The sequence below is a fragment of the Marivivens donghaensis genome (genome assembly GCF_011806565.1).
GTDB classification, from domain to species: Bacteria; Pseudomonadota; Alphaproteobacteria; order Rhodobacterales; family Rhodobacteraceae; genus Marivivens; species Marivivens donghaensis_A.
This window is the reverse complement of sequence record NZ_JAATOP010000004.1, coordinates 196,652-219,772: the sequence shown is the minus strand read 5'-3', so window position 1 is coordinate 219,772 and position 23,121 is coordinate 196,652. Positions and strand designations below refer to the sequence as shown.

At 61.0% G+C, this 23,121-nt stretch carries 23 protein-coding genes and 1 tRNA gene; 13 read left to right on the top strand and 11 right to left on the bottom strand.

Annotation, left to right across the window (positions count from 1 at the left end):
- Nucleotides 1–140: 140 nt before the first annotated feature.
- The gene (locus tag HCZ30_RS07990; RefSeq protein WP_167637755.1) at nt 141–887 is read left to right on the top strand and encodes an SDR family NAD(P)-dependent oxidoreductase; all 747 of its coding nucleotides are present in this window, start codon (nt 141–143) and stop codon (nt 885–887) included.
- Nucleotides 888–920: 33 nt separating this feature from the next.
- Here the strand turns inward: HCZ30_RS07990 and HCZ30_RS07985 are convergent, their stop codons facing one another.
- Nucleotides 921–1,379, bottom strand: a complete 459-nt coding sequence (locus HCZ30_RS07985) for a hypothetical protein (protein WP_167637754.1) — start codon at nt 1,377–1,379, stop codon at nt 921–923.
- A gap of 129 nt (nt 1,380–1,508) precedes the next feature.
- Here HCZ30_RS07985 and metG point away from each other — a divergent pair, with 129 nt between their 5' ends.
- On the top strand, nt 1,509–3,221 hold the full coding sequence (gene metG / locus HCZ30_RS07980; protein WP_167637753.1) for a methionine--tRNA ligase: 1,713 nt from the start codon (nt 1,509–1,511) through the stop codon (nt 3,219–3,221).
- 175 nt (nt 3,222–3,396) lie between these two features.
- Here metG and HCZ30_RS07975 read toward each other — a convergent pair whose 3' ends face one another.
- The 3 genes from HCZ30_RS07975 to HCZ30_RS07965 all read right to left on the bottom strand — a co-directional run bounded on the left by HCZ30_RS07975 (nt 3,397) and on the right by HCZ30_RS07965 (nt 7,338).
- Nucleotides 3,397–5,286: an acyl-CoA synthetase gene (locus HCZ30_RS07975; RefSeq protein ID WP_167637752.1), complete on the bottom strand. Its 1,890-nt coding sequence runs from the start codon at nt 5,284–5,286 to the stop codon at nt 3,397–3,399.
- A 98-nt stretch (nt 5,287–5,384) separates the two neighbouring features.
- Nucleotides 5,385–7,178 (bottom strand): ABC transporter transmembrane domain-containing protein, encoded by a 1,794-nt coding sequence (locus tag HCZ30_RS07970; RefSeq protein WP_175580994.1) that lies wholly within the window; start codon nt 7,176–7,178, stop codon nt 5,385–5,387.
- A gap of 86 nt (nt 7,179–7,264) precedes the next feature.
- A tRNA-Gly gene (locus HCZ30_RS07965) sits at nt 7,265–7,338 on the bottom strand.
- A gap of 146 nt (nt 7,339–7,484) precedes the next feature.
- Here HCZ30_RS07965 and HCZ30_RS07960 point away from each other — a divergent pair.
- Complete coding sequence (locus HCZ30_RS07960) at nt 7,485–7,874, top strand: hypothetical protein (protein ID WP_167637751.1); 390 nt, start codon at nt 7,485–7,487, stop codon at nt 7,872–7,874.
- On the opposite strand, the gene HCZ30_RS07955 is transcribed toward HCZ30_RS07960, so the two are convergent.
- The 4 genes from HCZ30_RS07955 to HCZ30_RS07940 all read right to left on the bottom strand — a co-directional run bounded on the left by HCZ30_RS07955 (nt 7,875) and on the right by HCZ30_RS07940 (nt 10,932).
- A complete protein-coding gene (locus tag HCZ30_RS07955; RefSeq protein WP_167637750.1) occupies nt 7,875–8,549 on the bottom strand; it encodes an SOS response-associated peptidase in 675 nt (224 codons plus the stop codon).
- On the bottom strand, nt 8,549–8,848 hold the full coding sequence (locus HCZ30_RS07950; RefSeq protein WP_167637749.1) for a DUF1992 domain-containing protein: 300 nt from the start codon (nt 8,846–8,848) through the stop codon (nt 8,549–8,551). The genes HCZ30_RS07955 and HCZ30_RS07950 overlap by 1 nt, the downstream gene beginning before the upstream one ends.
- The gene (locus HCZ30_RS07945) at nt 8,848–9,297 is read right to left on the bottom strand and encodes a GFA family protein (protein ID WP_167637748.1); all 450 of its coding nucleotides are present in this window, start codon (nt 9,295–9,297) and stop codon (nt 8,848–8,850) included. Before HCZ30_RS07945 ends, HCZ30_RS07950 begins: the two co-directional genes overlap by 1 nt.
- A 72-nt stretch (nt 9,298–9,369) precedes the next feature.
- Nucleotides 9,370–10,932 carry a bifunctional metallophosphatase/5'-nucleotidase gene (locus HCZ30_RS07940; RefSeq protein WP_167637747.1) on the bottom strand — a complete coding sequence of 521 codons (1,563 nt, stop codon included), beginning with the start codon at nt 10,930–10,932 and terminating at the stop codon, nt 9,370–9,372.
- Nucleotides 10,933–11,114: 182 nt separating this feature from the next.
- On the opposite strand from HCZ30_RS07940, the gene HCZ30_RS07935 reads away from it, so the two are divergent.
- The 3 genes from HCZ30_RS07935 to arsC are packed head-to-tail and all read left to right on the top strand — an operon-like array spanning nt 11,115 to nt 12,831.
- Nucleotides 11,115–11,450, top strand: coding sequence for a DUF952 domain-containing protein (locus tag HCZ30_RS07935; protein WP_167637746.1), 336 nt, complete (start codon nt 11,115–11,117; stop codon nt 11,448–11,450).
- Nucleotides 11,447–12,499, top strand: coding sequence for a quinone-dependent dihydroorotate dehydrogenase (locus tag HCZ30_RS07930; RefSeq protein ID WP_167637745.1), 1,053 nt, complete (start codon nt 11,447–11,449; stop codon nt 12,497–12,499). Before HCZ30_RS07935 ends, HCZ30_RS07930 begins: the two co-directional genes overlap by 4 nt.
- On the top strand, nt 12,496–12,831 hold the full coding sequence (arsC, locus tag HCZ30_RS07925; RefSeq protein ID WP_167637744.1) for an arsenate reductase (glutaredoxin): 336 nt from the start codon (nt 12,496–12,498) through the stop codon (nt 12,829–12,831). Before HCZ30_RS07930 ends, arsC begins: the two co-directional genes overlap by 4 nt.
- A 64-nt stretch (nt 12,832–12,895) precedes the next feature.
- On the opposite strand, the gene HCZ30_RS07920 is transcribed toward arsC, so the two are convergent.
- From HCZ30_RS07920 to HCZ30_RS07910, 3 genes are read right to left on the bottom strand one after another with little or no spacing between them, the layout of a single operon-like run.
- Nucleotides 12,896–14,194 (bottom strand): MATE family efflux transporter, encoded by a 1,299-nt coding sequence (locus HCZ30_RS07920; RefSeq protein WP_167637743.1) that lies wholly within the window; start codon nt 14,192–14,194, stop codon nt 12,896–12,898.
- Entirely contained in the window at nt 14,187–14,687 is a 501-nt protein-coding gene (locus HCZ30_RS07915) for a PaaI family thioesterase (RefSeq protein WP_432442762.1), read from the bottom strand. The genes HCZ30_RS07920 and HCZ30_RS07915 overlap by 8 nt, the downstream gene beginning before the upstream one ends.
- Nucleotides 14,687–15,133 carry a PaaI family thioesterase gene (locus HCZ30_RS07910; protein ID WP_167637741.1) on the bottom strand — a complete coding sequence of 149 codons (447 nt, stop codon included), beginning with the start codon at nt 15,131–15,133 and terminating at the stop codon, nt 14,687–14,689. The genes HCZ30_RS07915 and HCZ30_RS07910 overlap by 1 nt, the downstream gene beginning before the upstream one ends.
- Before the next feature lie 134 nt (nt 15,134–15,267).
- Here HCZ30_RS07910 and HCZ30_RS07905 point away from each other — a divergent pair, with 134 nt between their 5' ends.
- From HCZ30_RS07905 to HCZ30_RS07875, 7 genes are all read left to right on the top strand, one after another.
- The gene (locus tag HCZ30_RS07905; protein WP_167637740.1) at nt 15,268–15,636 is read left to right on the top strand and encodes a MerR family transcriptional regulator; all 369 of its coding nucleotides are present in this window, start codon (nt 15,268–15,270) and stop codon (nt 15,634–15,636) included.
- 279 nt (nt 15,637–15,915) lie between these two features.
- Nucleotides 15,916–16,311 carry a MerR family transcriptional regulator gene (locus HCZ30_RS07900; RefSeq protein ID WP_167637739.1) on the top strand — a complete coding sequence of 132 codons (396 nt, stop codon included), beginning with the start codon at nt 15,916–15,918 and terminating at the stop codon, nt 16,309–16,311.
- Between the two features lie 31 nt (nt 16,312–16,342).
- Nucleotides 16,343–18,115, top strand: coding sequence for an acyl-CoA dehydrogenase C-terminal domain-containing protein (locus HCZ30_RS07895; protein WP_167637738.1), 1,773 nt, complete (start codon nt 16,343–16,345; stop codon nt 18,113–18,115).
- A gap of 57 nt (nt 18,116–18,172) precedes the next feature.
- Nucleotides 18,173–18,385: a hypothetical protein gene (locus HCZ30_RS07890; RefSeq protein WP_167637737.1), complete on the top strand. Its 213-nt coding sequence runs from the start codon at nt 18,173–18,175 to the stop codon at nt 18,383–18,385.
- A 399-nt stretch (nt 18,386–18,784) separates the two neighbouring features.
- A complete protein-coding gene (locus HCZ30_RS07885) occupies nt 18,785–19,996 on the top strand; it encodes an acetyl-CoA C-acetyltransferase (protein WP_167637736.1) in 1,212 nt (403 codons plus the stop codon).
- Between the two features lie 175 nt (nt 19,997–20,171).
- The gene (locus HCZ30_RS07880) at nt 20,172–22,370 is read left to right on the top strand and encodes a 3-hydroxyacyl-CoA dehydrogenase NAD-binding domain-containing protein (protein ID WP_167637735.1); all 2,199 of its coding nucleotides are present in this window, start codon (nt 20,172–20,174) and stop codon (nt 22,368–22,370) included.
- A gap of 154 nt (nt 22,371–22,524) precedes the next feature.
- Nucleotides 22,525–23,121: a hypothetical protein gene (locus tag HCZ30_RS07875; protein ID WP_167637734.1), complete on the top strand. Its 597-nt coding sequence runs from the start codon at nt 22,525–22,527 to the stop codon at nt 23,119–23,121.

Sequence of the window (23,121 nt, the reverse complement as noted above, 5' to 3'; positions counted from 1 at the left end):
GGCACGAGGCGCAAGTGCACGAATGTGTTCCAGTCCTGTGCGAACATGCTGTGTGTGAAAGGGACATGATCCAGATCATGGTCCGAAACGCGGTCAGTACCTAAGTAAGTCCTGTCACTCCCAAGACAGGAATTTACAGAATGACTTATGATTTCAAAGGAAAAACCGCGATCGTCACCGGCGGTGGATCGGGTATCGGCGCAGCGATTGTCAAAAAGCTCGCAGCCGACGGCGCAAAGGTCATCGTGGCTGACATCAGCATGGAGCACGCCGAAGAAATTGCGTCGGAAGTCGGCGAAAACGCCAAAGCGGTGAAAGTCGACACCGGCGATGCCGCCTCGGTTGAGGCGATGGTCAAAGCGGCCGAGGAGTTTGGCGGCGGCCTTCATCTGCTGGTCAACAACGCAGGCATCGGCGGCGCGAACGCTCCCGTTGGCGAATATCCGGTCGATAGCTGGAAAAAGGTCATCGACGTGAACCTGCACGGCGTCTTCTACGGAATGCGTTACGCGATCCCCGCCATGCAGAAAGCGGGCGGCGGTTCGATCGTGAATATAGCGTCGATCCTCGGCTCCGTCGGCATTGCAGGCTCCAGCGCTTATGTCGCAACCAAGCACGCGCTGCTCGGCCTGACGAAATCCTCAGCGCTCGAATACGGCGACAAGGGCATCCGCATCAACGCGGTCGGACCGGGCTTTATCAAGACGCCCCTGCTCGATGCGAACCTTGATCAGGACACCATGGACTATCTAGCGAACCAGCACGCGATGAAGCGCCTCGGCACGCCCGAGGAGGTCGCCAATCTGACCTGCTTCCTGCTGTCCGACGATGCCAGCTTCATCACCGGCAGCTACCACCTCGTCGATGGCGGCTACACGGCCCAGTAACCAAAGCGGGGCGCCACTGGCGCCCCGTTTCACTTAGAAATTGAAGACCGACCCGATCCGAACGTTGGTCACGTTGGTCGAATAGTCGGGCATCATATCCCGCATCACTTCGAGCCGCAGATCGATCATCGGAGTGATCTCGATATCGCCGCCAAGGCTGAAGTTATAGCCACCGGTCGTGCCGCCAGTATCCAGATCGTAGCTGGTGTAGCCGATGCTGCCCAAAAGCGCATAACGGCCCATGTCATTGCGAACGATGCCGCGCAGACGCATTGGCGAATACTCAGTATCACCCGACAGGCCTAGATCGGCCTCGGCGCCGTAGCTCACCTGACCGTCGCCAAAACGCACACCGCCCAGCAGGTCGACGGACGATGCGTCCTCGCCCGAGTGCGGCAGAACGAGGTCGTACACCGCGCCTGCGTAGAAATCCTGTGCCTGCGCAACGGTCCCCACCAGCGCAACGGCAGCTGCAAAAACGAACGTCTTCATTTCGAAGATCCTCTTTAGTCTGCTCCGCCTTTTGCATACCCCACTCAAACGAACGGGGAAAGCCGCTCTGTGCTGGCATCCGCGTTCTGTCGAGTCTAAAAGGCTCCTAACCCCGAACAGGACGATATTATGGCACGGCACCTCATTACTTCGGCTATCCCCTACATCAACGGGATCAAGCACCTCGGCAATCTCGTCGGCTCGCAGCTTCCGGCGGACCTTTTCGCCCGCTACCAACGTGGCCGTGGCAACGAAGTCCTTTTCCTCTGCGCGACGGACGAACACGGCACCCCCGCCGAACTGGCTGCTACCAAAGCGGGCAAGCCCGTCGCCGAATACTGCGCCGAAATGCACGAAGTTCAGGCCAAGATCGCCGAAGGCTTCCGCCTGTCGTTCGACCACTTCGGTCGTTCGTCGTCGGAACAGAACAAGGCGCTGACCCAGCACTTTGCCGGTGTGCTGGCCGAACAGGACCTGATCCGCGAAGTGTCCGAAACGCAGATGTACAGCCACGCCGATGGCCGCTACCTGCCCGACCGCTATATCGAAGGCATCTGCCCCAACTGCGGTTTTGACTCGGCTCGCGGAGACCAGTGCGACAACTGCACCAAGCAGCTCGACCCCGTCGACCTCATCAACCCGCACTCGACCATCTCGGGCTCGACCGATCTGGAAATGCGCGAAACCAAGCACCTCTACCTGCGCCAGTCGCAGATGAAGGACCAGCTTGACGCGTGGATCGACAGCAAGACCGACTGGCCCGTCCTCACGACCTCCATCGCCAAGAAGTGGCTCCACGACGGCGACGGCCTTCAGGACCGCGGCATCACCCGCGACCTCGACTGGGGCGTTCCGGTGAAAAAAGGCGGCGAAGACTGGCCGGGCATGGAAGGTAAAGTTTTCTACGTCTGGTTCGATGCACCCATCGAATACATCGCTTGCAGCCAGGAATGGGTCGATGCAGGCAAAGGCGAGGACTGGGAACGCTGGTGGCGCACCGACAAAGGCGCGGACGACGTGACCTACACCCAGTTCATGGGGAAAGATAACGTGCCGTTCCACACCCTGTCCTTCCCCTGCACCATCCTCGGCTCAGGCGAGCCGTGGAAGCTGGTCGATTACATCAAATCGTTCAACTACCTGAACTACGACGGCGGCCAATTCTCGACCTCGCGCGGCCGCGGCGTGTTCATGGACCAAGCGCTCGAAATCCTGCCCGCAGACTACTGGCGCTGGTGGCTGATGAGCCACGCGCCGGAAAGCTCGGACAGCGAGTTCACGTGGGAAAACTTCCAGCAGTCGGTGAACAAAGACCTCGCGGACGTACTCGGCAATTTCGTCAGCCGTATCACCAAATTCTGCCGCTCCAAATTCGGCGAGGAAGTCCCTGCTGGCGGCGCTTACGGCGACCGCGAAGAAGCAGCGATCAAGGAAATCAGCGACCGCCTGAAAGCCTATGAGGGCTTCATGGACGCGATCGAAGTGCGCAAAGCTGCCAACGAACTGCGCGCCATCTGGGTAATCGGCAACGAATACCTGCAGGAAGCCGCCCCATGGTCGACCTTCAAGGAAGACCCCGAAACCGCCGCCGCTCAAGTCCGCTTCGGCCTGAACCTGATCCGCGTTTATGCGATCCTGTCGGCACCGTTCATCCCCGACGCCTCCGATGCGATGCTGGAAGCCATGAAGTCGGACGACAAAGGCTGGCCAAGCGACATCGCGGCAGCTCTCAGCGCACTCGGCACAGGGCATAGCTTCGCAGTGCCTGAGAATCTCTTCCGTAAGATCACCGATGAGGAACGCGAAGACTGGCAACAACGCTTCGCAGGCACACGCGACTGATAGAAAAACGAAAGCCCGCCATTTGGCGGGCTTATTTCTTTAGGTCCGCTGCGCGGACGTTGCCTCCGGCGGAGGTATTTTTGTCAGAATGAAGCGCGGCGCGGCTCTGCCTTTGTGCCTCAAATATCCCGGGGTGAATGGCCGCAGGCCAGAGGGGCAGAGCCCCTGCCTGCCCTTATGCCCAATCCCACGGGTTCGTGTGAGATCCGAGACACTGCTGAACAGCAGTTTCATCGACTTCGCCGGTTTTGACCAGTTTAGCTACGAGGCCACGCTTCTTGTCTTCGATCACTTCGGTCACTTCGACATTCAGACCGGCTGATGTCAGCGCTTCGTTATACACACGAGTGATTGCGAGCTTGCGGAGCGCGGGCTTGAAGGTCTTGCCGACCGCCGTTTTCGGCAGTTCATCAAGGATCTCGATATATTTGGGGTGCGCGGCACGTTCGTGGATGTGCGACTTGGCATAGGTGATGAGTTCTTCCGGCGTCACGCTGGCGCCCGACACCAGCTCAACGTATGCACAGGGCAGTTCGCCCGCGTAGCTGTCCGGTTGGCCGATGGCGCCGACGAAGGCGACGGCTTCGTGGCCTGCGAGGGCTTCTTCGATTTCTGCCGGATCGATGTTGTGGCCCGAGCGGATGATGAGGTCTTTCGCGCGGCCCGTAATCCAGAGGTAGCCGTCTTCGTCAAAACGGCCAAGGTCACCGGTGCGCAGGTACTGATGCTCGCCGAGCCAGCCGGGGTAGTAGAGGTCTTTGTTCTTTGCACCCTCTGTGTAGGTATCGCCCATCGACACACCGGGGTTCGAGACGCAGATCTCCCCAATGGTGTCCACGGGGCACTCCTCGTGGCTGTGCATGTCGAAGATTTTGACGTCCGTGTAAGGGAACGGGAAACCGATCGAGCCGATTTTCTTCTCACCATCTGGCGGGTTGATTGACACGAGGCAGGTTGCTTCGGTCAGGCCGTAACCTTCGCAGATGGTGATCTTTGCGGCCTCTTCGAAACGCTTGTAGAGCTCGACTGGCAGCGGCGAGGAGCCGCAGAACGCCAGCTTCAACGAAGAGATATCCGCGTTCACGGGGCGCTGCATCAGCGCGGAGATCGCAGTCGGAACAGCGATCATGAAGGTCACACGGTAGCGCTCGACCAGCTTCCAGAAGTTGTCGAAGACGCCATCGCCGCGGTAGCCGGCAGGCGTCGGGAAGACCACATGCGCGCCGGAACCCAGCGAAGCGCCGAGCGATACGACAGCAGCGAAGACGTGGAACAGCGGCAGCGGGCAGATCTGGACGTCGTCTTCTTTGAACAGAAGACGCGCGCCGAGCCATGCATTGTAGACGATGCCCGAATAGCGGTGTTGCGCGATCTTCGGCAGACCGGTGGTGCCGCCTGTGTGGAACAGCGCTGCGACGCGGTCGACGCCGCCGTCTTTGAACGTCAGTTCTTTCGGCTGGGCTTTGATCGCCTTCTGGAAATCAAGGACCTTGGCGTTGTGCTTGGTTTCCACCTTCGGGCGGATGAACGGCACGATCAGCTTCTTAACGCCCGTGAGGTAGCGCACGAGGTCGACCTCGATAACATGCTCGACGTTCGGCGCTTTCGCAACGGCCTCGGCGGCCTTCTGGGCGATGTCGGTCTTGGGGAACGCCTTGAGCGTGACCAGCACCTTCGCGCCCGTTTCGCGCAGGATGCCCGCGATGTGGTCGGGCTCCAGCAGCGGGTTGATCGGGCTGACGACGCCAGCGATCTGGCCGCCAATGTAGGTCAGCACGGTCTCTGTCGCGTTGGGGAGCAGATAGGCGACTTTGTCGTTCTCGCCCACGCCGAGCGAGCGCAGCAGGTTCGCGGTCTGGATGGTCTGCTCGCGCAGTTCGGTCCAGGTCAGCGTCTCTGCCTTCGCATCCGGATCGGAAAACAGCTGGAAGGTGATCGCGGGGCGCGAGCCGAACTGGCCAGCGGTGCGGGTGATCAGCTCGTACGTGGTTTTCGGCTGATTTCTTTCGTTCCAAAGCTTTTCAGCCGTGATCGCATCGCGGTCCGCGATTGTGGCATAGGTCATGCCGTCTCCCTCCCTTTTACGCCTGTGGGGCGCATCTCTTGATCCGAGGATGGGTCAGAATGGTTTGTGGACGCAAGTATGACGCTGCGAAATTTCGCCTATTCCGCCGCGACGCCTTCGGTGAATTGCAGTCGCGCGAGGCGTGCATAGAGCCCGCCTTCGGCCACGAGGCTATCGTGCGTTCCCTGCGCGACGATGCGGCCTTCGTCGAAGACCACGATGCGGTCGGCCTTTTTGACGGTCGCTAGGCGGTGGGCCACGATCAGGGTCGTGCGCGATTTGGCGAGGTCATCGACCGCGCCCTGCACCAGACGTTCGCTTTCTGCGTCGAGCGCACTGGTCGCCTCATCAAGCAGCAGGATCGGCGCGTCACGCAGGATGGCGCGAGCGATGGCGATACGCTGCTTCTGACCGCCTGAGAGCATCACGCCGCGTTCGCCCACGTAGGTGTCGAACCCTTCGGGAAGCGCGGAGAGGAAGTCGTAAGCGGCGGCAGCTTTGGCGGCGGCGTCAACTTCGGCATCCGTTGCATCGGGGCGACCAAAGCGGATGTTTTCGCGGGCAGTGTCGGCAAAGATCACGGGGTCCTGCGGGACCAGCGCGATGTTCTGGCGGAACGCGCTGCGGTCCATCTCGCGCAGATCGACGCCGCCGACCTTGATGGCGCCTGACGCAGGATCGTAGAACCGCAGCAGAAGCTGAATGATGGTGGATTTACCCGCGCCCGACGGGCCGACCAGCGCAACCGTCTCGCCCGGTTTCACATCGAGGCTGATGTGATCGAGGGCCGAGCGGTTCGGGCGCGTCGGATAGAAGAACGTCACATCCTCGAACGCAATCGCGCCCTTGTTCATGTCGGGAACCGCCACGGGATTGGCAGGGTCTTTCACGGTGTCGTCGGCATTCAGCAGCTCGACCAGACGTTCGGTGGCACCTGCGGCGCGCTGCAATTCGCTCCAGATTTCAGTCAGAGCGCCAACGGCACCGGCAACCATGACGGCGTAGATGACGAACTGCACCAATTCGCCAATCGACATCGCGCCAGCACCCACGTCACGCGCACCGATCCAAAGGACACCTACGACGCCCGAGAAGATCAGGAAAATTACGATCATCGTCATCATCGCGCGGGTCGCGATGCGGCGCTTGGCCGACACAAAGCTCTGCTCGGTCACATTGCTGAATTTCAGCGCGGTGCGAACCTCTTGCGTGAACGCCTGCACGGTCTGGACCGAAAGCAGCGCCTCGGAGGCGGAACCCGAGGAGTTCGCGATCCAGTCCTGGTTCTCGCGGCCCAGCTTGCGCAGGCGGCGGCCCAGAACGACGATTGGTACAATCACGGCAGGCACGATGAGCAGAACAAGACCCGTCAGCTTGGCCGAGGTCAGGAACAGCAGGATCAGACCGCCGAAAAAGATGAACACGTTGCGCAGGGCCACGGACACGGACGAGCCGATGACCGACAGGATCAGCGTGGTGTCGGTGGTGATGCGGCTCAGCACCTCGCCCGTCATGATGCGTTCGTAAAACGCGGGGCTCATGTGGATCATGCGGTCAAACACAGCCTTGCGGATGTCAGCCACAACGCGCTCGCCCAGCCTCGTGACAAGGTAATAGCGCACCGCCGTCCCCACGGCGAGGAACGCTACGATGACCAGAGCAGCAGCGAAATACTGGTCGAGAATTGGGGACGCGCCTGCCTGGAAATTGTCCACCACCTGACGCACGGCCAGCGGCATCACGAGCGACACCATCGCCGTTACCGTGAGGGCTACGAAAGCCGCCGCCAGCATCCGGCTATAGGGACGGATGAACGGCCACAGACCGCCCAGCGCGGAGATTCGTTTGGACCCTTCGCGATCCTGCTCGTTGGCGACCGGTGCTTTAGCCATGATCCCTCGTCCATCAGTTACAAGCTCAGATAACGCTCGTGCACCAGCGGTACAAGCATATGACGGTCAGGAAATGTGGGGGATTTTGGAGCGGGTGACGGGAATCGAACCCGTATCATTAGCTTGGAAGGCTAAGGTCTTACCATTACACAACACCCGCGCTACGCCTCATATAGTCCGATGCTGCGGGGGACTTCAAGCGGTTACAGATGCCTTTTTGCAGCCCAACTTCGGTCATTTTCCCCCGCTAGGCACAAAGACGATGCCGCAATGCGCGGTTAGTAATGTGATTGGGGAAAACTGCATATGAAACGCGCCTTGTTGGCTGCGCTGTTCGTCATGAGCGGACAGGTTGCACACGCCGAATTAAACGAAGTTCTGATTACCGACCTCGGTTTCTTTCCGATGATCTCCTACGTCAATGTGGGCGATACGGTCACGTTCAACAATCAGGCTGCCGCCCCGCGCACCGTAAGTTCGCTGGAAGCAACCGGCCTCGACATCGTGGAATGGTCGTCGGGCGAGCTTCAGCACGGCGAAAGCTTCAGCATTATCGTCACGCCCGCTACCGTCATGGATTTCCATACGGCCGTCGACCTTGGCGATATCGGATCTTTCAGCTTTGACGAACCGCCGTTCGAAGACGACTTCGAAGCGGACGACATTTCCGAAGGTGATGCGGTCATCGCCGAGTAATCACTCGTCGACAACCAATGGCTCGATCAACTCCGGCCCGCTCGCGCGGTTGGAGTTGACGGCCGTCCCGACGCGGCGCAACTGAAGCACGCCCTGCTCTGCCGGTTTCATCAGCGGTGCCGCGCCGTGACCTTTCTCGCCCAGCCAGAGAGCCCAGTTTTCGGGCTCCAGCACGACGGGCAAACGATCATGCACCGGCGCCATGTCGGCGTTCGTATCGCAGGTAACCACGGCGCAGGTCGACATAAGGTCATCCCCCTGCCCCCAGTCCTGCCAGATGCCCGCAAACACCATTGGCCCGCCATCCGAGCGCGTGACCCAATAGGGCAGCGGCGTCTGGTCGGCTTCGCGCTTCCATTCATAGAACCCGTCACAGGCAATCAGGCAGCGGCGATTGCGGCAGGCATCACGGAAGGCAGGCTTGTCGGCGATGGTCTCCGACCGCGCGTTGATCAGAAGCGGGCCGCCGTTCGGCTTTTTGTACCAATGCGGAATGAAGCCCCAACGCATCGGGCGCAGGCGGCGGGTGTCGTCCTGAGACGTGACGACCGCCAGAGTATTCGTCGGGCAGACGTTGTAGTTGGCCGTATCGGCAGGAAGGTCATTCGAGGGCGCCGCATCGAACATCTGCACCATGGCCTCGTGCGGCAGCGTGATCGCCATACGGCCACACATTAGCGGCCGCGGGCCAAGCCGATCTTGGCCTCCATCATCGACATCTCCTTCATGATCCGCACCCGCTCGGTCCGGTCCCCCGTCTCGGCCAGTTCTTCGCGCAGCTTCGCCAGCTCGCGGCTGAGACTCACGTATTCGGGCACCGCGCCGTTTTCCTTCACCACGCGGTTCAGCAGCGCGTTTTCGGGGTCATCACATTCGGGCAGAGGCTTCCCCGCGCCCGGAAGGTTCTCGAATTCCCCCGCGGCTTCCGCAGCCGCGATCTTGGCAGAGATGAGGTCGATAAGCGGGTGATCCATCAGTCCAGCAAAGCCTTGTAGCGCGCTTGCGCCTCGGCGGACCAAAGCTCTCGCGGTTTGTAGTACCCGTCGAATATAGGCGCCCCGCCCTCGATATTCACCCACGGAAGTTTGGTCGTGGTGTAGATGTGAACGTCCGGCGCGACTTTCGCCGCGTCATCGAGCGTTCCGACACGGACAAAGGCGATCTTCGGATTGGAATAGTGCGACCAGAGCGCGACCTTGCACGTCTGACACCGATGCACGATCTGCCCGCCCCCGCTCGCTGAAGGCAAATTACAGGCCTCCGTCTCGCCGCTGACTTCGACGTTCGCAGTCTCGATCAGAGCGTTCAGCGCAAAGGCTGTGCCCGTTTCCCGCTGGCACCACGTGCAATGGCAGCAGTGGACGAACATCGGCGCGGCTTTCATCTCGAAAGACACTTCACCGCAAGTACAGCGACCCCTCATGGTTTTCCTCCCGAAACGAAAAAGGCCCCCGCACTATGGCGGGGGCCCGATGACTTTACCAGTCAGGCGATATTATTCGCCGACAATGGTGATGCGGCCGTCGGTGTAGGGAGTGAACGGGGTGTTCGCTGCGAGGTACTCTGCCAGAACGTCAGCAACGTCCGGACCGTAGTCGTAGACGTTCTCGGCATCGACGAACATCGAGAAGCCGTCGCCGCCGTTACGCACGTAGTTGTTCGAAACAACGCCGTAGGTGGCTTCGGTGTCGATGGCTTCGCCGCCAACCATGACGTCCGAAATGCGTTCACCGGCGGGCTTCGACGGGTCGATGGTGAAGGTCATGCCAGCAACCTGCGGGAAGCGGCCAGCGCCTTCTTCGTACTGCGATGCACCGTTTTCGAGAGCTTCAACGATGGCTGCGCCCGAAACCTGGAAGGTCGACAGGGTGTTCTGGAACGGAAGAACGGTCAGAACTTCGCCCATGGTGACTTCGCCAGCGTCGATCGACGAGCGGATACCGCCGCCGTTCTGGATCGCGATCTGGATGCCCTGATCGGCAACGCGCTCAAGCATGGCGTCTGCAATCAGCGAACCCATCGCACATTCACGCGCACGGCAGTCTTCGCGAACGCCGATGATTTCTTCCGCGGTTTCAGCAACAACCTTGTTGCGGATTTCGTTGAGCGGCTCGGCCAGCTCGCCGATACGTGCAACGGTCGCCTCGTCTTCTTCGACAGCAGCGTCGATCAGCAGCGGCTGACCGGAAGCTTCGATGATCTTGCCTTCGTCGTCGAAGGTGACGGTCAGCTCGCCGAGGAACTTACCGTAGGCGTAGGCCGAAACGATGGCAGTGTCGCCGACCATGGTCGGGTACTGGCCTTCGGCGCCTTCCATGTCACCCAGCAGGGTGTTGGTGTGGCCGCCGACGATCACGTCAACGCCGGTGGTGTTGGCAGCAACGGTCTGGTCAACGCCGTAACCCGAGTGCGACAGAACGATGATCTTGTTCACGCCTTCGGCGGTCAGCTTGTCGACTTCACCCTGAACGGCTTCCGACGGGTCGGAGAACGTGATGTTCTTGCCCGGGCTTGCCAGTTCATCGGTGTCCTGCGGGGTCAGACCGATCAGGCCGATCTTCTCGCCGTCCTTTTCGATGATGGTCGACTTCATCAGTGTGTCGGCGAGCAGCGGCTCTGCCGAAACGTCGGCGTTCGACATCAGGATCGGGAAGTCGAGTGCGTCCATGAAACCGCGCAGAACTTCGGGGCCGTCGTCGAATTCGTGGTTGCCCACGGTCATCGCATCGTAGCCGAGCTTGTTCATGAACTCGGCAGCCATCGCACCTTTATAGTAGGTGTAGAACAGCGTGCCCTGGAACTGGTCACCGCCGTCGACGAGGATGCTGTTCGGGAACTCTTCGCGCGCAGCTTCGACCGCGGTCACAAGACGTGCGGTACCGCCAAAGCATTCGCCCTCGGCGTTCGCGTCCGGCGAACAGGTCGAATCGTACTTCGAGACGGGTTCGAAACGGGCGTGGAAATCGTTGGTGTGCAGAATGGTCAGCGAATAATCAGCCATCGCCGCCCCTGCGCTCAGAGCCAGAACACAGCTCGACGCGAGAATACGTGCAATCATGGAAACCTCCTGTTGGAATGACGGACAGCTTTGTCAGATTTGACTAACAAGTCAAACAAACCGTCTTCGTATGATCGACTACGCAACGATTGCGACAGTCTCGTAAACAGTGGCGCATCTTTTTCGGGCAGTGACGTTGGGTGAACTTGACCAAACGAGGCACTCCATGCATCAGACATCTCATGCTGATCTACAAAATCTTCCGCGCGGACGAATGGGCCGCCCTTCAAGCGAACGGCGAAACCGCCGGTGCGCCGATCGATATCACCGACGGTTACGTCCACACCTCGACCGCCGAACAAGCCAGAGAAACCGCCGCCAAGCACTTCGCGGGCGAAGACGGACTGGTCCTTCTCGCGCTCGAATCCGACAGCTTCGGCGACGAGCTGAAGTGGGAGCCCTCCCGCGGCGGCCAGCTTTTCCCGCACATCTATCGCAACCTGCGTATGACCGACATCATCTGGCAGAAGCCCCTGCCGCTGGTTGACGGCACGCACCAGTTTCCGGACCTCGCATGAGCCTGATCGAACAGCTTGGTATGAAGGCGCTGCGCAGCGTCGATCCCGAAGCCGCCCACGGCATCGCCCTCAAATCGCTGTCGATGGGCCTCGGCCCGAAATCCGGCCCCTACACGACCCCGCGCCTGAAAACGACCGTGGCGGGCCTCGCGCTGCCGAACCCCGTGGGCCTCGCCGCCGGGTTCGACAAAAACGCTACCGTGCTGCATCCCCTCGCCCGCTGCGGCTTCGGCTTTGTCGAGGTCGGCGCCATCACGCCCCGCCCACAGCTCGGCAACCCCAAGCCGCGCCTCTTCCGCCTGACCGAGGACGAAGCCGCCATCAACCGCTTCGGCTTCAACAACGAAGGCATGGAAGCCGCCGTTGATCGCCTGTCCAAACGCCCGCAGAACGCCATCATCGGCTTGAACCTCGGCGCGAACAAGGACAGTGACGACCGCGCGTCCGACTTTGCCAAAGTGCTGGGCCGCTGCGGCGCGCATCTCGATTTCGCGACCGTCAACGTCTCCAGTCCGAACACAGAAAAGCTGCGCGACCTGCAAGGCAAAGCCGCCCTCTCCGCGCTGCTGAACGGCGTGCTGGAAACCAACGCCGGTCTCGCCCGTCCGCTGCCCGTCTTCCTGAAGATCGCTCCCGACCTGTCGCCGGACGAACTTGCAGACGTGGCGGATGTGGCGAACACCTCCGGCATCGCAGGCATCATCGCGACCAACACCACCCTGTCGCGCGACGGCCTCGCCAGTGCGCACCGCGATGAAAAAGGCGGCCTCTCCGGCCAGCCGCTGTTCGAAAAATCGACCCGCATCCTCGCCGCACTCTCGGGCATGACCAGCCTGCCGATCATTGGCGTCGGCGGCATCGGCTCTGCCGAACAGGCCTACCAGAAAATTCGTGCAGGCGCCTCGGCGGTCCAGCTCTACACCGCGCTGGTCTACGGCGGCATCAGCCTTGTGGACGAAATCACAAAGGGCCTCGACCAGCTCCTCGCCCGTGATGGCTTTGCCAACGTGGCAGATGCCATCGGCACAGGACGGAGCGATTGGACATGATCCTCTGGCACAACCCGCGCTGCTCCAAAAGCCGCGAGACACTCGCACTGCTCAAGGACAACGGCTTCGATCCGTCGGTCCGCCTATATCTGGAAACCCCGCCCGATGCGGATGAACTGCGCGAACTGCTGACGACGCTCGGCATCAGTGCACATGACCTCGCCCGCAAAAAGGAAAAAGAGTTCAAGGACCTGAACCTCGCCGCTGCGGATGACGCCACGCTCATCGACGCGATGATCACCCATCCCCGCCTGATCGAGCGCCCGATCCTGATCAACGGCAGCAAAGCCGCCATCGGCCGCCCGCCCGAAGCCGTGCTCGCGATCCTCTGACCTGCCTTTGTGCCCCAAATATCCCGGGGTGAATGGCCGCAGGCCAGAGGGGCAGCGCTCCTCCTCAGATCGCAGTCCGCTCGAGCGCCGGATACCGCAGGCCCAGCGTCACCCCCCGCGCGATCCATGACACCAGCATCGCGGCCCACAGGCCGTGATTGCCGAAGGCCGCCATCAGCGGAATGGCTGCCGCGACATAGATCACGAACGAGATCAGCATCATGTTGCGCATGTCGCGGCTGCGGGTCGCGCCAATGAAAATGCCGTCCAACATCCACGCTGAAACGCCGATCACCGGCCCCGCAACCATCCACGGAAGGAACTCGCGCGCGTGGCTACGCACATCGGGCGCGGTCGTGAGGATGTCGATGATCGCCCCGCCTCCGAACGCGAAGAATACAGCGAACACGACGCAGGCCCCGAAGCCCCAATAGGATGTCAGCAGCGCCGCACGGCGGAGCATCGGCTTGTCCTTTCGGCCCAGCGCCTGCCCGACCAGGGCCTCGGCAGAAAACGCGAACCCGTCCAAGGCGAAGGCCGTCAGCGTAACGAATTGCATCAGCACCTCATTGGCGGCCAGGGTCACATCCCCGAACCGCGCGCCCCACATCACGAACAGAATGATGATCGACTGAAGGAGCAGCGTACGGATCAGAATGTCCGTATTCACGACCACCATGCGCTTCAGCCGCGCGGGGTCGAGGATCTCGGGCCAGCGCAGCTTCACCGCAAACGCATCGCGGCAGAGCCAAAGGCCAAGCAGCAGCCCGCCCCACTCCGCGATGAACGTCGCCATCGCGACGCCTTTGACGCCGAAGTCCCAGACCAGCACGAACAGGATATCGAGGATGATATTGATCCCGTTCGCGAATATCTGCTGGACCAGCACCGCCCGCGACCGCTCTTGCGCTATCAGCCAGCCTGTCAAGGCATACATCGACACCGCCGCAGGCGCGGACCAGACTCGAATAGTCATGTAATCGCGGGCGAGGCTTTCGACCTCGTCACTCGCGGGCGAAATGGCGAATGCTCCGGCGATCAGCGGCAGTTGCAGCAGGATGACGAGCAGGCCGAACCCGCCCCCGATCAGCAGTCCGCGCAGAAGGAGTGATGCGACCTCGCGGCTTTGCCCTTCGCCCAGCGCCTGACTGGTCAGGCCCGTTGTGCCCATCCGCAGAAACCCGCAAACCCAGTAGATCGATGACAAGACGAGCGCACCGATGGCAACGCCGCCGATCGGCTCCGCCGCGCCAAGCTGCCCGACCACGCCTGTATCGACGAGCCCTAGCAAAGGCACCGTGGCATTCGCCAGAACAATCGGAAAGGCAATTTTCAGAACGCGGGCGTGCGTGATCTCACTCATCGCGGGAAGGCATCAGGAAATGGCCCGTTGCCTGCGCGAACATGCGAGACCGGTTATCCTGCCAACCCTCGACATGGACGGAGGCATAGCGGCGACCCGAGCGGTTCACGCGGGCACGGGCATAGGCGTCACGCGGCAGTCCGGAGCGTAGATAGTCGACCGAGAAGTCGATGGTCTTCGGCAGGCGCGGTGTGAAGAGTTGCGGCTCGAACTCCTGCCCGCCCGTATTCTCCATATCTTCCCAAAGCATCGCCCATGCGAGCTCGACAATCGCTGTGGTCTCAAGGAAAGCCGCCGTCGCACCGCCGTGCAGCGCGGGCAACATCGGGTTGCCGATGAGCTTGTCGTCGAATGGCATGATGGCTGTCAGCTCGTCGCCCCGGCGGTCGAACTTGATCCCCAGAAAGCGGATGTAAGGCACACCGCCGACGAGCCGTTCGAGAGCAGCGTCACGGCGCTGTTTGACCATCTGGACTGGTTCGGGCTTGCGCATCATTCGGCCTTTCTCGGACGTTCGACGGTAAAGGTGCCGGTTGCGGTCGCCACGGGGCGCTCGCCGTCATCATCCATCGCGGTCGCGCGGACGAACGCCACGCTGCGGGTCACGTGGTAGCATTCGGCCCATGCCGTGATCGTCTGACCGGGGGTGGCGGGGCGCATATAATCAATGCGCAGACCTAGCGTTGCCGTCCCGCCCCGAGAAGACGGATGCACCATCACAGCCGCGCCGCAGCAGGTGTCCATCAGGGCCGAAACCGCACCGCCGTGAACAACGCCCGTCTCGGGATCGCCGATCAGCTGTTCGTCATACGGCATCTCGATCACGGCGCGCCCGTCACCGATTTCGGTCATCGTCAGCCCCAGCGCCTTGGCATGGGGAAGCGCGCCGATGAACTGGCTCGCCATCTTGGTTTTCCGGTCCTGTGCAGAGTCGGTCATGGGGTGCTCCTGTACTGGCGGATAGGTTCAACAATCCTCTACGGGGTGCAACCCCTCGTCACACCCAACGTGACGCAAGTCGTGTTGCCGAACCGTACATTTCGACCTAACTTATGCGTCAACTGGAGGATTGAATGACCGAAAGCCGCCTTTCATTCAAAGAGATGTGCGCCAAGTTCGACGTGACGCCGCGCACGCTTCGCTACTACGAGTACATCGAACTGCTGTCGCCCGAGAAGGACGGCCGCTCGCGGTTCTATGGCCCGAAGGAAGTCGCGCGGATGACGCTCATCCTGCGTGGGCGCAAGTTCGGCTTTGCCCTCGAAGACATCCGCCAGTGGCTACTTATCTATGAAAAAGAAGGCACTTCGGCACAGATGCGTGTCTGGGTCGAGATGGCAGACCGCCAGTTGGCAGAACTGGCCGAGCAGAAAATCCAGCTTGAAGAGACCATCAACGAGCTTGAAATCCTCCGGAACGAGACGGCTGCCAGCCTTTCTTGACCCTAGGTTATCTGTCATGATGCGAATCGAGACGGCCCCGGCCGTCCGAGGGGCGCTCGACTGATCGAGAAATCGTGAGAATCTTGTTTCACCGTTAAATATTGCGCTTTCCGGCGCTCATGATATTTCGCATTCCCCTACGGTACCTTTTTTGACCTTTCGTCACTTGGGTTTGTGACGCAGCGTTTCGTTTACGTTCGGGTAAACCTGACTTGTAGGATGGTGATGTCGGCAGCAGATGACCGGCTTCATCGCTAAACATCTGTGAGACGACATATGATGACTGAAGAGATCTTATCGATCCGTGAGATGTGCGAGACGTTCGACGTCACTCCGCGCACCCTGCGGTTCTACGAAGCAAAGGAGCTGCTGTTCCCGATCCGCGAAGGCCAGAAACGCCTGTTTACCCGCCGTGACCGCGCCCGCCTGAAACTCATTCTGCGTGGCAAGCGTTTCGGTTTCTCTCTCGAAGAGATCCGGCAACTTCTGGACCTGTACGAACTGGACGACCAGCAGGAGACGCAGCTCGAACGGACATACGAGGTGGCCAAGCGCCATCTTGCAGAAATGGAATCCCAGAAGGCTGAGCTCGAAACAGCCATCGAGGATTTGAAACAACAGATCGAGTGGGGCCGCGAACATCTGGCCAAACTCAAAGGGGGGGAGGCAGCGTAAACCTTCCCCGCAAGGCGAGGAGAAGGAACGAATGCCCAGCTTTACCGCACCGACCAAGGACATCCAGTTTGTACTGCATGATCTTCTGAAGGCATCGGAGCAAGACACCCCCGGATACGACGAGCTGGATCGCGATTTCACAGCGGCCGTCCTCGAAGAAGCAGGCAAACTCGCTTCCGAGGTACTGGCACCGCTGAACGTCATCGGCGACCAGCAAGGCGTGACGCTGGAAAACGGCGTCGTCCGCACCCCCGAAGGCTTCAAGGAAGCCTTCGAGCAGATGAAGGAAGGCGGCTGGACCGCGCTGGATTGCGATCCGGAGTATGGCGGCCAGGGCCTTCCCTATCTGATGAACACCGCAGTTCAGGAACCGTTCGTTTCGGCCAACATGGCCTTCAACATGTATCAGGGCCTGACCCACGGCGCCTACTCGGCCATCCACGCCCACGGCTCGGACGAACAGAAGGCGAAATTCCTGCCCAAGATGGTGTCCTGCGAATGGACCGGCACCATGAACCTGACCGAACCGCACTGCGGCACCGATCTGGGTCTGATGCGCACCAAGGCGGAACCGCAGGATGACGGCAGCTACAAAGTTACCGGCCAGAAGATCTTCATCTCTGCCGGCGACCACGACATGGCCGACAACATCATCCACCTCGTTCTGGCCAAGATTCCCGGCGGCCCTGAAGGCATCAAGGGCGTTTCGCTCTTCATCGTGCCCAAGTTCATCGTCAACGACGACGGCTCACTCGGTGACCGCAACGCGGTGTCGGTCGGCAAGGTCGAAGAAAAGATGGGCATCCACGGCAACGCCACCTGCGTGATGAACTACGACGGTGCGACCGGCTACCTGCTCGGCGAAGCCCACAAGGGTATGCGCGCCATGTTCACCATGATGAACGAAGCCCGTCTGGGCGTCGGCCTTCAGGGCTATGCGCAGGCCGAGATCGCCTACCAGAACGCGGTTGCCTACGCCAAGGACCGCCTTCAGGGCCGTGCCGTCACCGGCGCAGAGAACCCCGAAGGTCCGGCCGATCCGCTGATCGTCCACCCCGACATCCGCCGCAACCTGATGGACCAGAAGTCCTTTGTCGAAGGCGCGCGCGCGCTGACATATTGGGGCGCGATGCTGATCGACAAGGCGCACCGCTCGAATGATGCGGAAGCTCTGGGCCTCGTGTCGCTTCTGACGCCGGTCATCAAAGGCTTCCAGACCGACAAAGGGTTCGAAATGGCGAGCCAGGCGCAGCAGGTCTACGGCGGCCACGGCTACATCGAAGAATGGGGCATGTCCCAATACGCCCGCGATGCCCGTATCACCATGATCTACGAGGGCGCGAACGGCATTCAGGCCCTCGACCTCGTCGGCCGCAAGCTGGCGCAGGACGGCGGCAAGCACGTCATGGCCTTCTTTGAGATGGTCAAAAACGAGTGCAAGCAGCACGAGGACGAACGCATGAAGCCGTTCACCGACGCCCTCAAAGGCGCGTCGAAGCAGCTTCAGGCGGCGGGCATGTACTTCATGCAGAACGGCATGAAGAACCCGAACAACGCCCTCTCCGGCTCGTACGACTTCATGACCATGATGGGCCATGTCTGCCTCGGCCTGATGTGGACCCGTATGGCGGCCGCGTCCTACGCAGCCCTCGACGGCGGCGCATCGGACACCGCGTTTTACGAGACGAAGATCGCGACCGGCAAATACTACATGGCACGCCACCTGCCCGCTTGTGCGATGCACCTCGCACGCATCGAAAGCGGTGCCGAGCCTGTCATGGCATTGTCCGCAGACCACTTCTAAGGTGGACAGGCGGGCCCGAGTCCCCTCCGGCCCGCCAAAACATCAAAGGAGACGCCCATGCCCAAACGCTTCCGCCTGACCCGCCGCTTTCCGGTGTCGATGACCGAGGACGGCTACCGCCGCCTGCGCAAGTTCGCGCAACAAGCAGGTCTGGATGAGGGCGAGGCGCTTTCGTTCCTGTTCGAGAACTTCGAAAGCGTCACGAACGGCGAAAACCTCGCTGCACGGCTGCGTTTGTTCAACTCGGAACTCGAGGCACGAAAACGGTGACCTTCGGGCAGATTGATACCTTGCCGGGGGCTCTGCCCCCCGCCTCCTACGGAGGCGTCCCCCGAGGTATTTCTGTCAGAATGAAGACGAGGGCGCACCCTGCCCCGCAACGCCAGAACCAACAGGCGGCGCGCGAGGCAGAGCTTCACTCTGAACGGTCATCGGCCCCTCGGCCTGTACCGCAAGCCGAACATGGCAGGGCAAGGTTAATGAAGGGTCAAGGCGCTCTTCATTCTGACACAAATACCTTCCGGGGGTCCGGGGGTGGAAAATCCCCGGCTCTCCTTTTCCGGCAGCGGAGAGGTCCGCAAATAGCAGACCGCCACTTGCCGGCAGACTGAACGAACGATCCATTTACGCCCGCCGCTTTCAATTCGGGGCGGGTCCGAGGAGGAACTTATGACCGAAGCCTATATTTATGACGCCGTTCGCACGCCGCGCGGCAAGGGCCGCAAGGATGGCGCGCTACATGAGGTGACCAGCGTCCGCCTGTCGTCGCAGGTGCTCAACGCGCTTCAGGAACGCAATGGCCTCGAAGGTCACGCCGTAGAAGACGTGATCTGGGGCAACGTCACCCAAGTAGCCGAACAGGGCGGCTGTCTGGCGCGTACCGCAGTTCTGGCGTCGAACCTCGACCAGTCGATCCCCGGTCTCGCGATCAACCGTTTCTGCGCCTCTGGCATGGAAGCCGTGAACCTTGCTGCCAATCAGGTCAAAGGCGGCGCAGGCGAAGCCTACATCGCCGGCGGCGTCGAGATGATGGGCCGCGTGGCGATGGGTTCGGACGGTGCGGCGATTGCCGTCGATCCGAGCGTTGCGATGGACACCTACTTTGTTCCGCAGGGCATTTCGGCCGACATCATCGCGACCGAGTATGGCTTCAGCCGTGACGACGCCGACGCGCTGGCCGTTGAATCGCAGCGCCGCGCAAAAGCCGCTTGGGATGACAACCGTTTTGCCAAGTCGGTCATCACGGTACGCGACCAGAACGGCATCGCGATCCTCGATCATGACGAATACATGCGTCCCGGTACAGACATGCAGGCGCTCGGCTCGCTCAAAGCGTCCTTCAAGGAAATGGGCGAGGTCATGCCCGGCTTCGACAAGGTCGCGCTGATGAAGTACCCGCACCTCGAGCGGATCAACCACATCCATCACGCAGGCAACTCGTCCGGCATTGTGGACGGTTCCGCCGGTATTCTGATCGGCAACAAGGAATTCGGCGAGAAGTGGGGCCTGAAGCCCCGCGCCCGCATCCGCGCGACGGCCAAGATCGGCACCGATCCGACCATCATGCTGACGGGTCCGGTTCCGGTGACTGAAAAGATCCTCAAGGACAGCGGCATGTCGATCAACGACATCGACCTCTTCGAAGTGAACGAAGCGTTCGCGTCGGTCGTTCTACGCTTCATGCAGGCATTCAACGTCGATGACAGCAAGGTCAACGTCAACGGCGGCTCGATCGCGATGGGGCACCCGCTCGGTGCGACCGGCGCGATCATCATCGGCACGCTGCTGGACGAGCTTGAGCGTTCGGGCAAGGGCACGGGCCTCGCGACCCTCTGCATCGCGTCCGGCATGGGTGCAGCCACCATTATCGAGCGTATCTGATTGTGGCCTGCGCGCGCGGCACATCTGTTGGTCAACGCGGTGACGAGCTCATCGCGGGACGACAGCCGCGCGCCATCGCTGCATCGACCAACATTTCAGCGCAGGCCCAGGCTCAGCAGATCCGTGGCGGGGCGACGGCGCTTTCAAATTCAGATCCTGACTTCGGGAGGAAATCATGAACGAATTTACGATGTCCGTAGACGGTGACGGCGTTGCCGTCATCACGTGGGACGTACCCAACAAATCCATGAACGTCATGTCGCTGGACGGCTGGGACGAATTCGAAGGGCTGCTCGATGCCGCACTGGCTGACGAGGCAGTCAAGGGAATCGTTCTGACCTCTGGCAAAGACACCTTTGCGGGCGGCATGGACCTCAACGTCATCGCCAAGATGAAGGAAATGGCGGGCGACGATCCGGCCAAGGGCCTTTTCGACGGCATCATGCGCATCCACGGCATCATGCGTAAGATGGAACTGGCAGGCATGGACCTGAAGACCAAGAAAGGCGGCAAGCCGATTGCAGCCGCCCTGCCCGGCACTGCGCTGGGTATTGGTCTGGAACTGCCGCTCTCCACGCACCGCATCTTTGCCGCCGACAATCCGAAGGCCAAGATCGGCCTGCCGGAAATCAAGGTCGGCATCTTCCCGGGCGCTGGCGGCACCACCCGCCTGTCGCGCAAGCTGGGCGCCATGGGTGCTTCGCCCATCCTGCTCGAAGGCAAGCTGAGCGATCCCAAAAAAGCCAAGTCGATGGGTATCATCGACGAGGTTGTTTCTGCCGACGAACTGATCGCCAAGGCGAAGGAATGGGTTCTGAACGCCAAGGAAGCCGATCTGGTCAAGCCGTGGGATGCCAAAGGCTACAAGATGCCCGGCGGCGCGCCTTACCACCCCGCTGGTTTCATGACCTTTGTCGGTGCTTCTGCGATGGTTAACGGCAACACCCAAGGCGTCTATCCTGCCGCCAAGGCGCTGCTGTCGGCGGTCTACGAAGGCGCGCTGGTGCCGTTCGATACCGCGCTCAAGATCGAAGCGCGCTGGTTCACTAACATCCTGATGAACCCGTCGTCGGCCAACATGATCCGTAGCCTCTTCATCAACAAAGAGGCGCTGGAGAAAGGCGCGAACCGTCCTGCCGTCGACGACCAGAAGGTCAAGAAAGTCGGCGTTCTGGGCGCGGGTATGATGGGTGCGGGCATTGCCTACGTCTCGGCCAACGCAGGTATCGAGGTCGTGCTGATCGACCGCGATCAGGAAGCCGCCGACAAGGGTAAATCTTACGCCGAAGGCATCCTCGATAAGGGCATGAGCCGCAAGAAGGTCACTGCCGAGAAGAAAGAGGAAGTTCTGGGCCGTATCAACGCGACCTCCGACCTTGACGCGCTGAAGGGTTGTGACCTGATCGTCGAAGCCGTGTTCGAAGACCCGAAGATCAAGGGCGAGATGACCCAGAAGGTCGAAGCCATCGTCGGTGACGACTGCATCTTCGCGACCAACACCTCGACCCTGCCGATCACCATGCTCGCCAAGGCATCCAGCCGCCCCGAGCAGTTCATCGGCATCCACTTCTTCAGCCCCGTCGACAAGATGCTGCTGGTGGAGATCATCAAGGGCAAGGAAACCGGCGACCGCGCGACGGCCAAAGCGCTCGACTACGTGCGCCAGATCCGCAAGACCCCGATCGTGGTTAATGACGCGCGCTTTTTCTATGCGAACCGCTGCATCATCCCGTATATCAACGAAGGCATCCGCATGGTGAAGGAAGGCGTCGAGCCCGCCCTCATCGAAAACGCTGCCAAGCTGATGGGTATGCCGCTCGGCCCGCTCCAGCTCGTAGACGAGACCTCCATCGACCTCGGCGTAAAGATCGCCAAGGCGACCCGCGCTGCGATGGGTGACGACTACCCCGACGGCGAAGTGGACGAGGTTCTTTTCTGGATGGCCGATCAGAACCGTCTGGGCCGCAAGTCCGGTTCGGGTTTCTACGGCTACGATGACAAGGGCAAGCGCACCGGCCTCTGGGATGGCCTCGAAGCCAAGTACCCCGTCGCCGAAGAGCAGCCCGACCTGATCGAAGTCCAGCACCGCCTGATGTTCGTTCAGACCCTCGAAGCCGTCCGCGCGCTGGAGGAAGGCGTGCTGATGGACATCCGCGAAGGCGACGTCGGCGCGATCCTCGGCTGGGGCTATGCCCCGTGGTCGGGCGGTCCGTTCTCGTGGCTGGACATGCTGGGCTCGCCCTACGCGGCAGAGCGTTGCGATCAGCTGGCAGAAACTTACGGCGCCCGCTTCGCCTGCCCGCAGTTGCTGCGCGACATGGCCGAGAAGGACCAGACCTTCTACGGCAACGCAGCCAAAGCCCAAGCGGCATAAACGAACAAAGGGCGGCCCACGGGTCGCCCTTTTGCTATGGCGTGGAAACCACAAGAATAGGGTTTCTCACGGCGCTTAACTCAAACCTGTTATCAACGCGCGCGGCACAGACTAATCCTTCTCATCAATAAAAAGAAAATGTGAGGGACCGAGCATGAAACTTGCCGCATTCACGGCAGCCGCACTCATGGCTGCAACCACCATCCATGCCCAAGGTATCGAAGACTGGGGCTACGCCAGCGGTGTGTCCTCGTTCGGCACCCAGGTCGAAGGTACCTACGCCATCCAGCCGGGTCTTGATCTGCGCGGCTTCGGTGCGGGCGTTCTGACCATGTCGACCAGCGAAACCTATGAGGACGACGGCGACAGCGTTCTGGTCGAGGGCAACGACAGCCTCGGCGGATATGGCCTGATGGCCGACTATTACTGGAAACAGAGCGGCTTCCGCCTTTCGCTCGGCATGTTCATGACCAAGGGCGAGATCGAAGGCACATTCTACGACGACGAGACCTACACAGGCACCATCGCGTTCGACCGCAGCATCGCGCCCGTCATTACCGCAGGCTACCGCAAGCAGTGGAACAGCGGCTACACGCTCGCAGGCGAACTCGGTGCCATCGGTGCCCAGCTCGAAGCGTCGTCCACCTCGTCCGATCCGGCTGTGCAAAGCGATATCGCCGACCTGAACAGCGACCTGTCCGATATGGCGGCGATACCGTATCTGTCGGTAACCTTCGGCTACCAGTTCTAA

What these genes read in the sequence shown, in the direction of transcription:
- HCZ30_RS07990 (WP_167637755.1), top strand. Translation starts at nt 141, where the DNA reads ATGACTTATGATTTCAAAGGAAAAACCGCGATCGTCACCGGCGGTGGA.
- HCZ30_RS07985 (WP_167637754.1), bottom strand. Translation starts at nt 1,379, where the DNA reads ATGAAGACGTTCGTTTTTGCAGCTGCCGTTGCGCTGGTGGGGACCGTT.
- metG (WP_167637753.1), top strand. Translation starts at nt 1,509, where the DNA reads ATGGCACGGCACCTCATTACTTCGGCTATCCCCTACATCAACGGGATC.
- HCZ30_RS07975 (WP_167637752.1), bottom strand. Translation starts at nt 5,286, where the DNA reads ATGACCTATGCCACAATCGCGGACCGCGATGCGATCACGGCTGAAAAG.
- HCZ30_RS07970 (WP_175580994.1), bottom strand. Translation starts at nt 7,178, where the DNA reads ATGGCTAAAGCACCGGTCGCCAACGAGCAGGATCGCGAAGGGTCCAAA.
- HCZ30_RS07960 (WP_167637751.1), top strand. Translation starts at nt 7,485, where the DNA reads ATGAAACGCGCCTTGTTGGCTGCGCTGTTCGTCATGAGCGGACAGGTT.
- HCZ30_RS07955 (WP_167637750.1), bottom strand. Translation starts at nt 8,549, where the DNA reads ATGTGTGGCCGTATGGCGATCACGCTGCCGCACGAGGCCATGGTGCAG.
- HCZ30_RS07950 (WP_167637749.1), bottom strand. Translation starts at nt 8,848, where the DNA reads ATGGATCACCCGCTTATCGACCTCATCTCTGCCAAGATCGCGGCTGCG.
- HCZ30_RS07945 (WP_167637748.1), bottom strand. Translation starts at nt 9,297, where the DNA reads ATGAGGGGTCGCTGTACTTGCGGTGAAGTGTCTTTCGAGATGAAAGCC.
- HCZ30_RS07940 (WP_167637747.1), bottom strand. Translation starts at nt 10,932, where the DNA reads ATGATTGCACGTATTCTCGCGTCGAGCTGTGTTCTGGCTCTGAGCGCA.
- HCZ30_RS07935 (WP_167637746.1), top strand. Translation starts at nt 11,115, where the DNA reads ATGCTGATCTACAAAATCTTCCGCGCGGACGAATGGGCCGCCCTTCAA.
- HCZ30_RS07930 (WP_167637745.1), top strand. Translation starts at nt 11,447, where the DNA reads ATGAGCCTGATCGAACAGCTTGGTATGAAGGCGCTGCGCAGCGTCGAT.
- arsC (WP_167637744.1), top strand. Translation starts at nt 12,496, where the DNA reads ATGATCCTCTGGCACAACCCGCGCTGCTCCAAAAGCCGCGAGACACTC.
- HCZ30_RS07920 (WP_167637743.1), bottom strand. Translation starts at nt 14,194, where the DNA reads ATGAGTGAGATCACGCACGCCCGCGTTCTGAAAATTGCCTTTCCGATT.
- HCZ30_RS07915 (WP_432442762.1), bottom strand. Translation starts at nt 14,687, where the DNA reads ATGCGCAAGCCCGAACCAGTCCAGATGGTCAAACAGCGCCGTGACGCT.
- HCZ30_RS07910 (WP_167637741.1), bottom strand. Translation starts at nt 15,133, where the DNA reads ATGACCGACTCTGCACAGGACCGGAAAACCAAGATGGCGAGCCAGTTC.
- HCZ30_RS07905 (WP_167637740.1), top strand. Translation starts at nt 15,268, where the DNA reads ATGACCGAAAGCCGCCTTTCATTCAAAGAGATGTGCGCCAAGTTCGAC.
- HCZ30_RS07900 (WP_167637739.1), top strand. Translation starts at nt 15,916, where the DNA reads ATGACTGAAGAGATCTTATCGATCCGTGAGATGTGCGAGACGTTCGAC.
- HCZ30_RS07895 (WP_167637738.1), top strand. Translation starts at nt 16,343, where the DNA reads ATGCCCAGCTTTACCGCACCGACCAAGGACATCCAGTTTGTACTGCAT.
- HCZ30_RS07890 (WP_167637737.1), top strand. Translation starts at nt 18,173, where the DNA reads ATGCCCAAACGCTTCCGCCTGACCCGCCGCTTTCCGGTGTCGATGACC.
- HCZ30_RS07885 (WP_167637736.1), top strand. Translation starts at nt 18,785, where the DNA reads ATGACCGAAGCCTATATTTATGACGCCGTTCGCACGCCGCGCGGCAAG.
- HCZ30_RS07880 (WP_167637735.1), top strand. Translation starts at nt 20,172, where the DNA reads ATGAACGAATTTACGATGTCCGTAGACGGTGACGGCGTTGCCGTCATC.
- HCZ30_RS07875 (WP_167637734.1), top strand. Translation starts at nt 22,525, where the DNA reads ATGAAACTTGCCGCATTCACGGCAGCCGCACTCATGGCTGCAACCACC.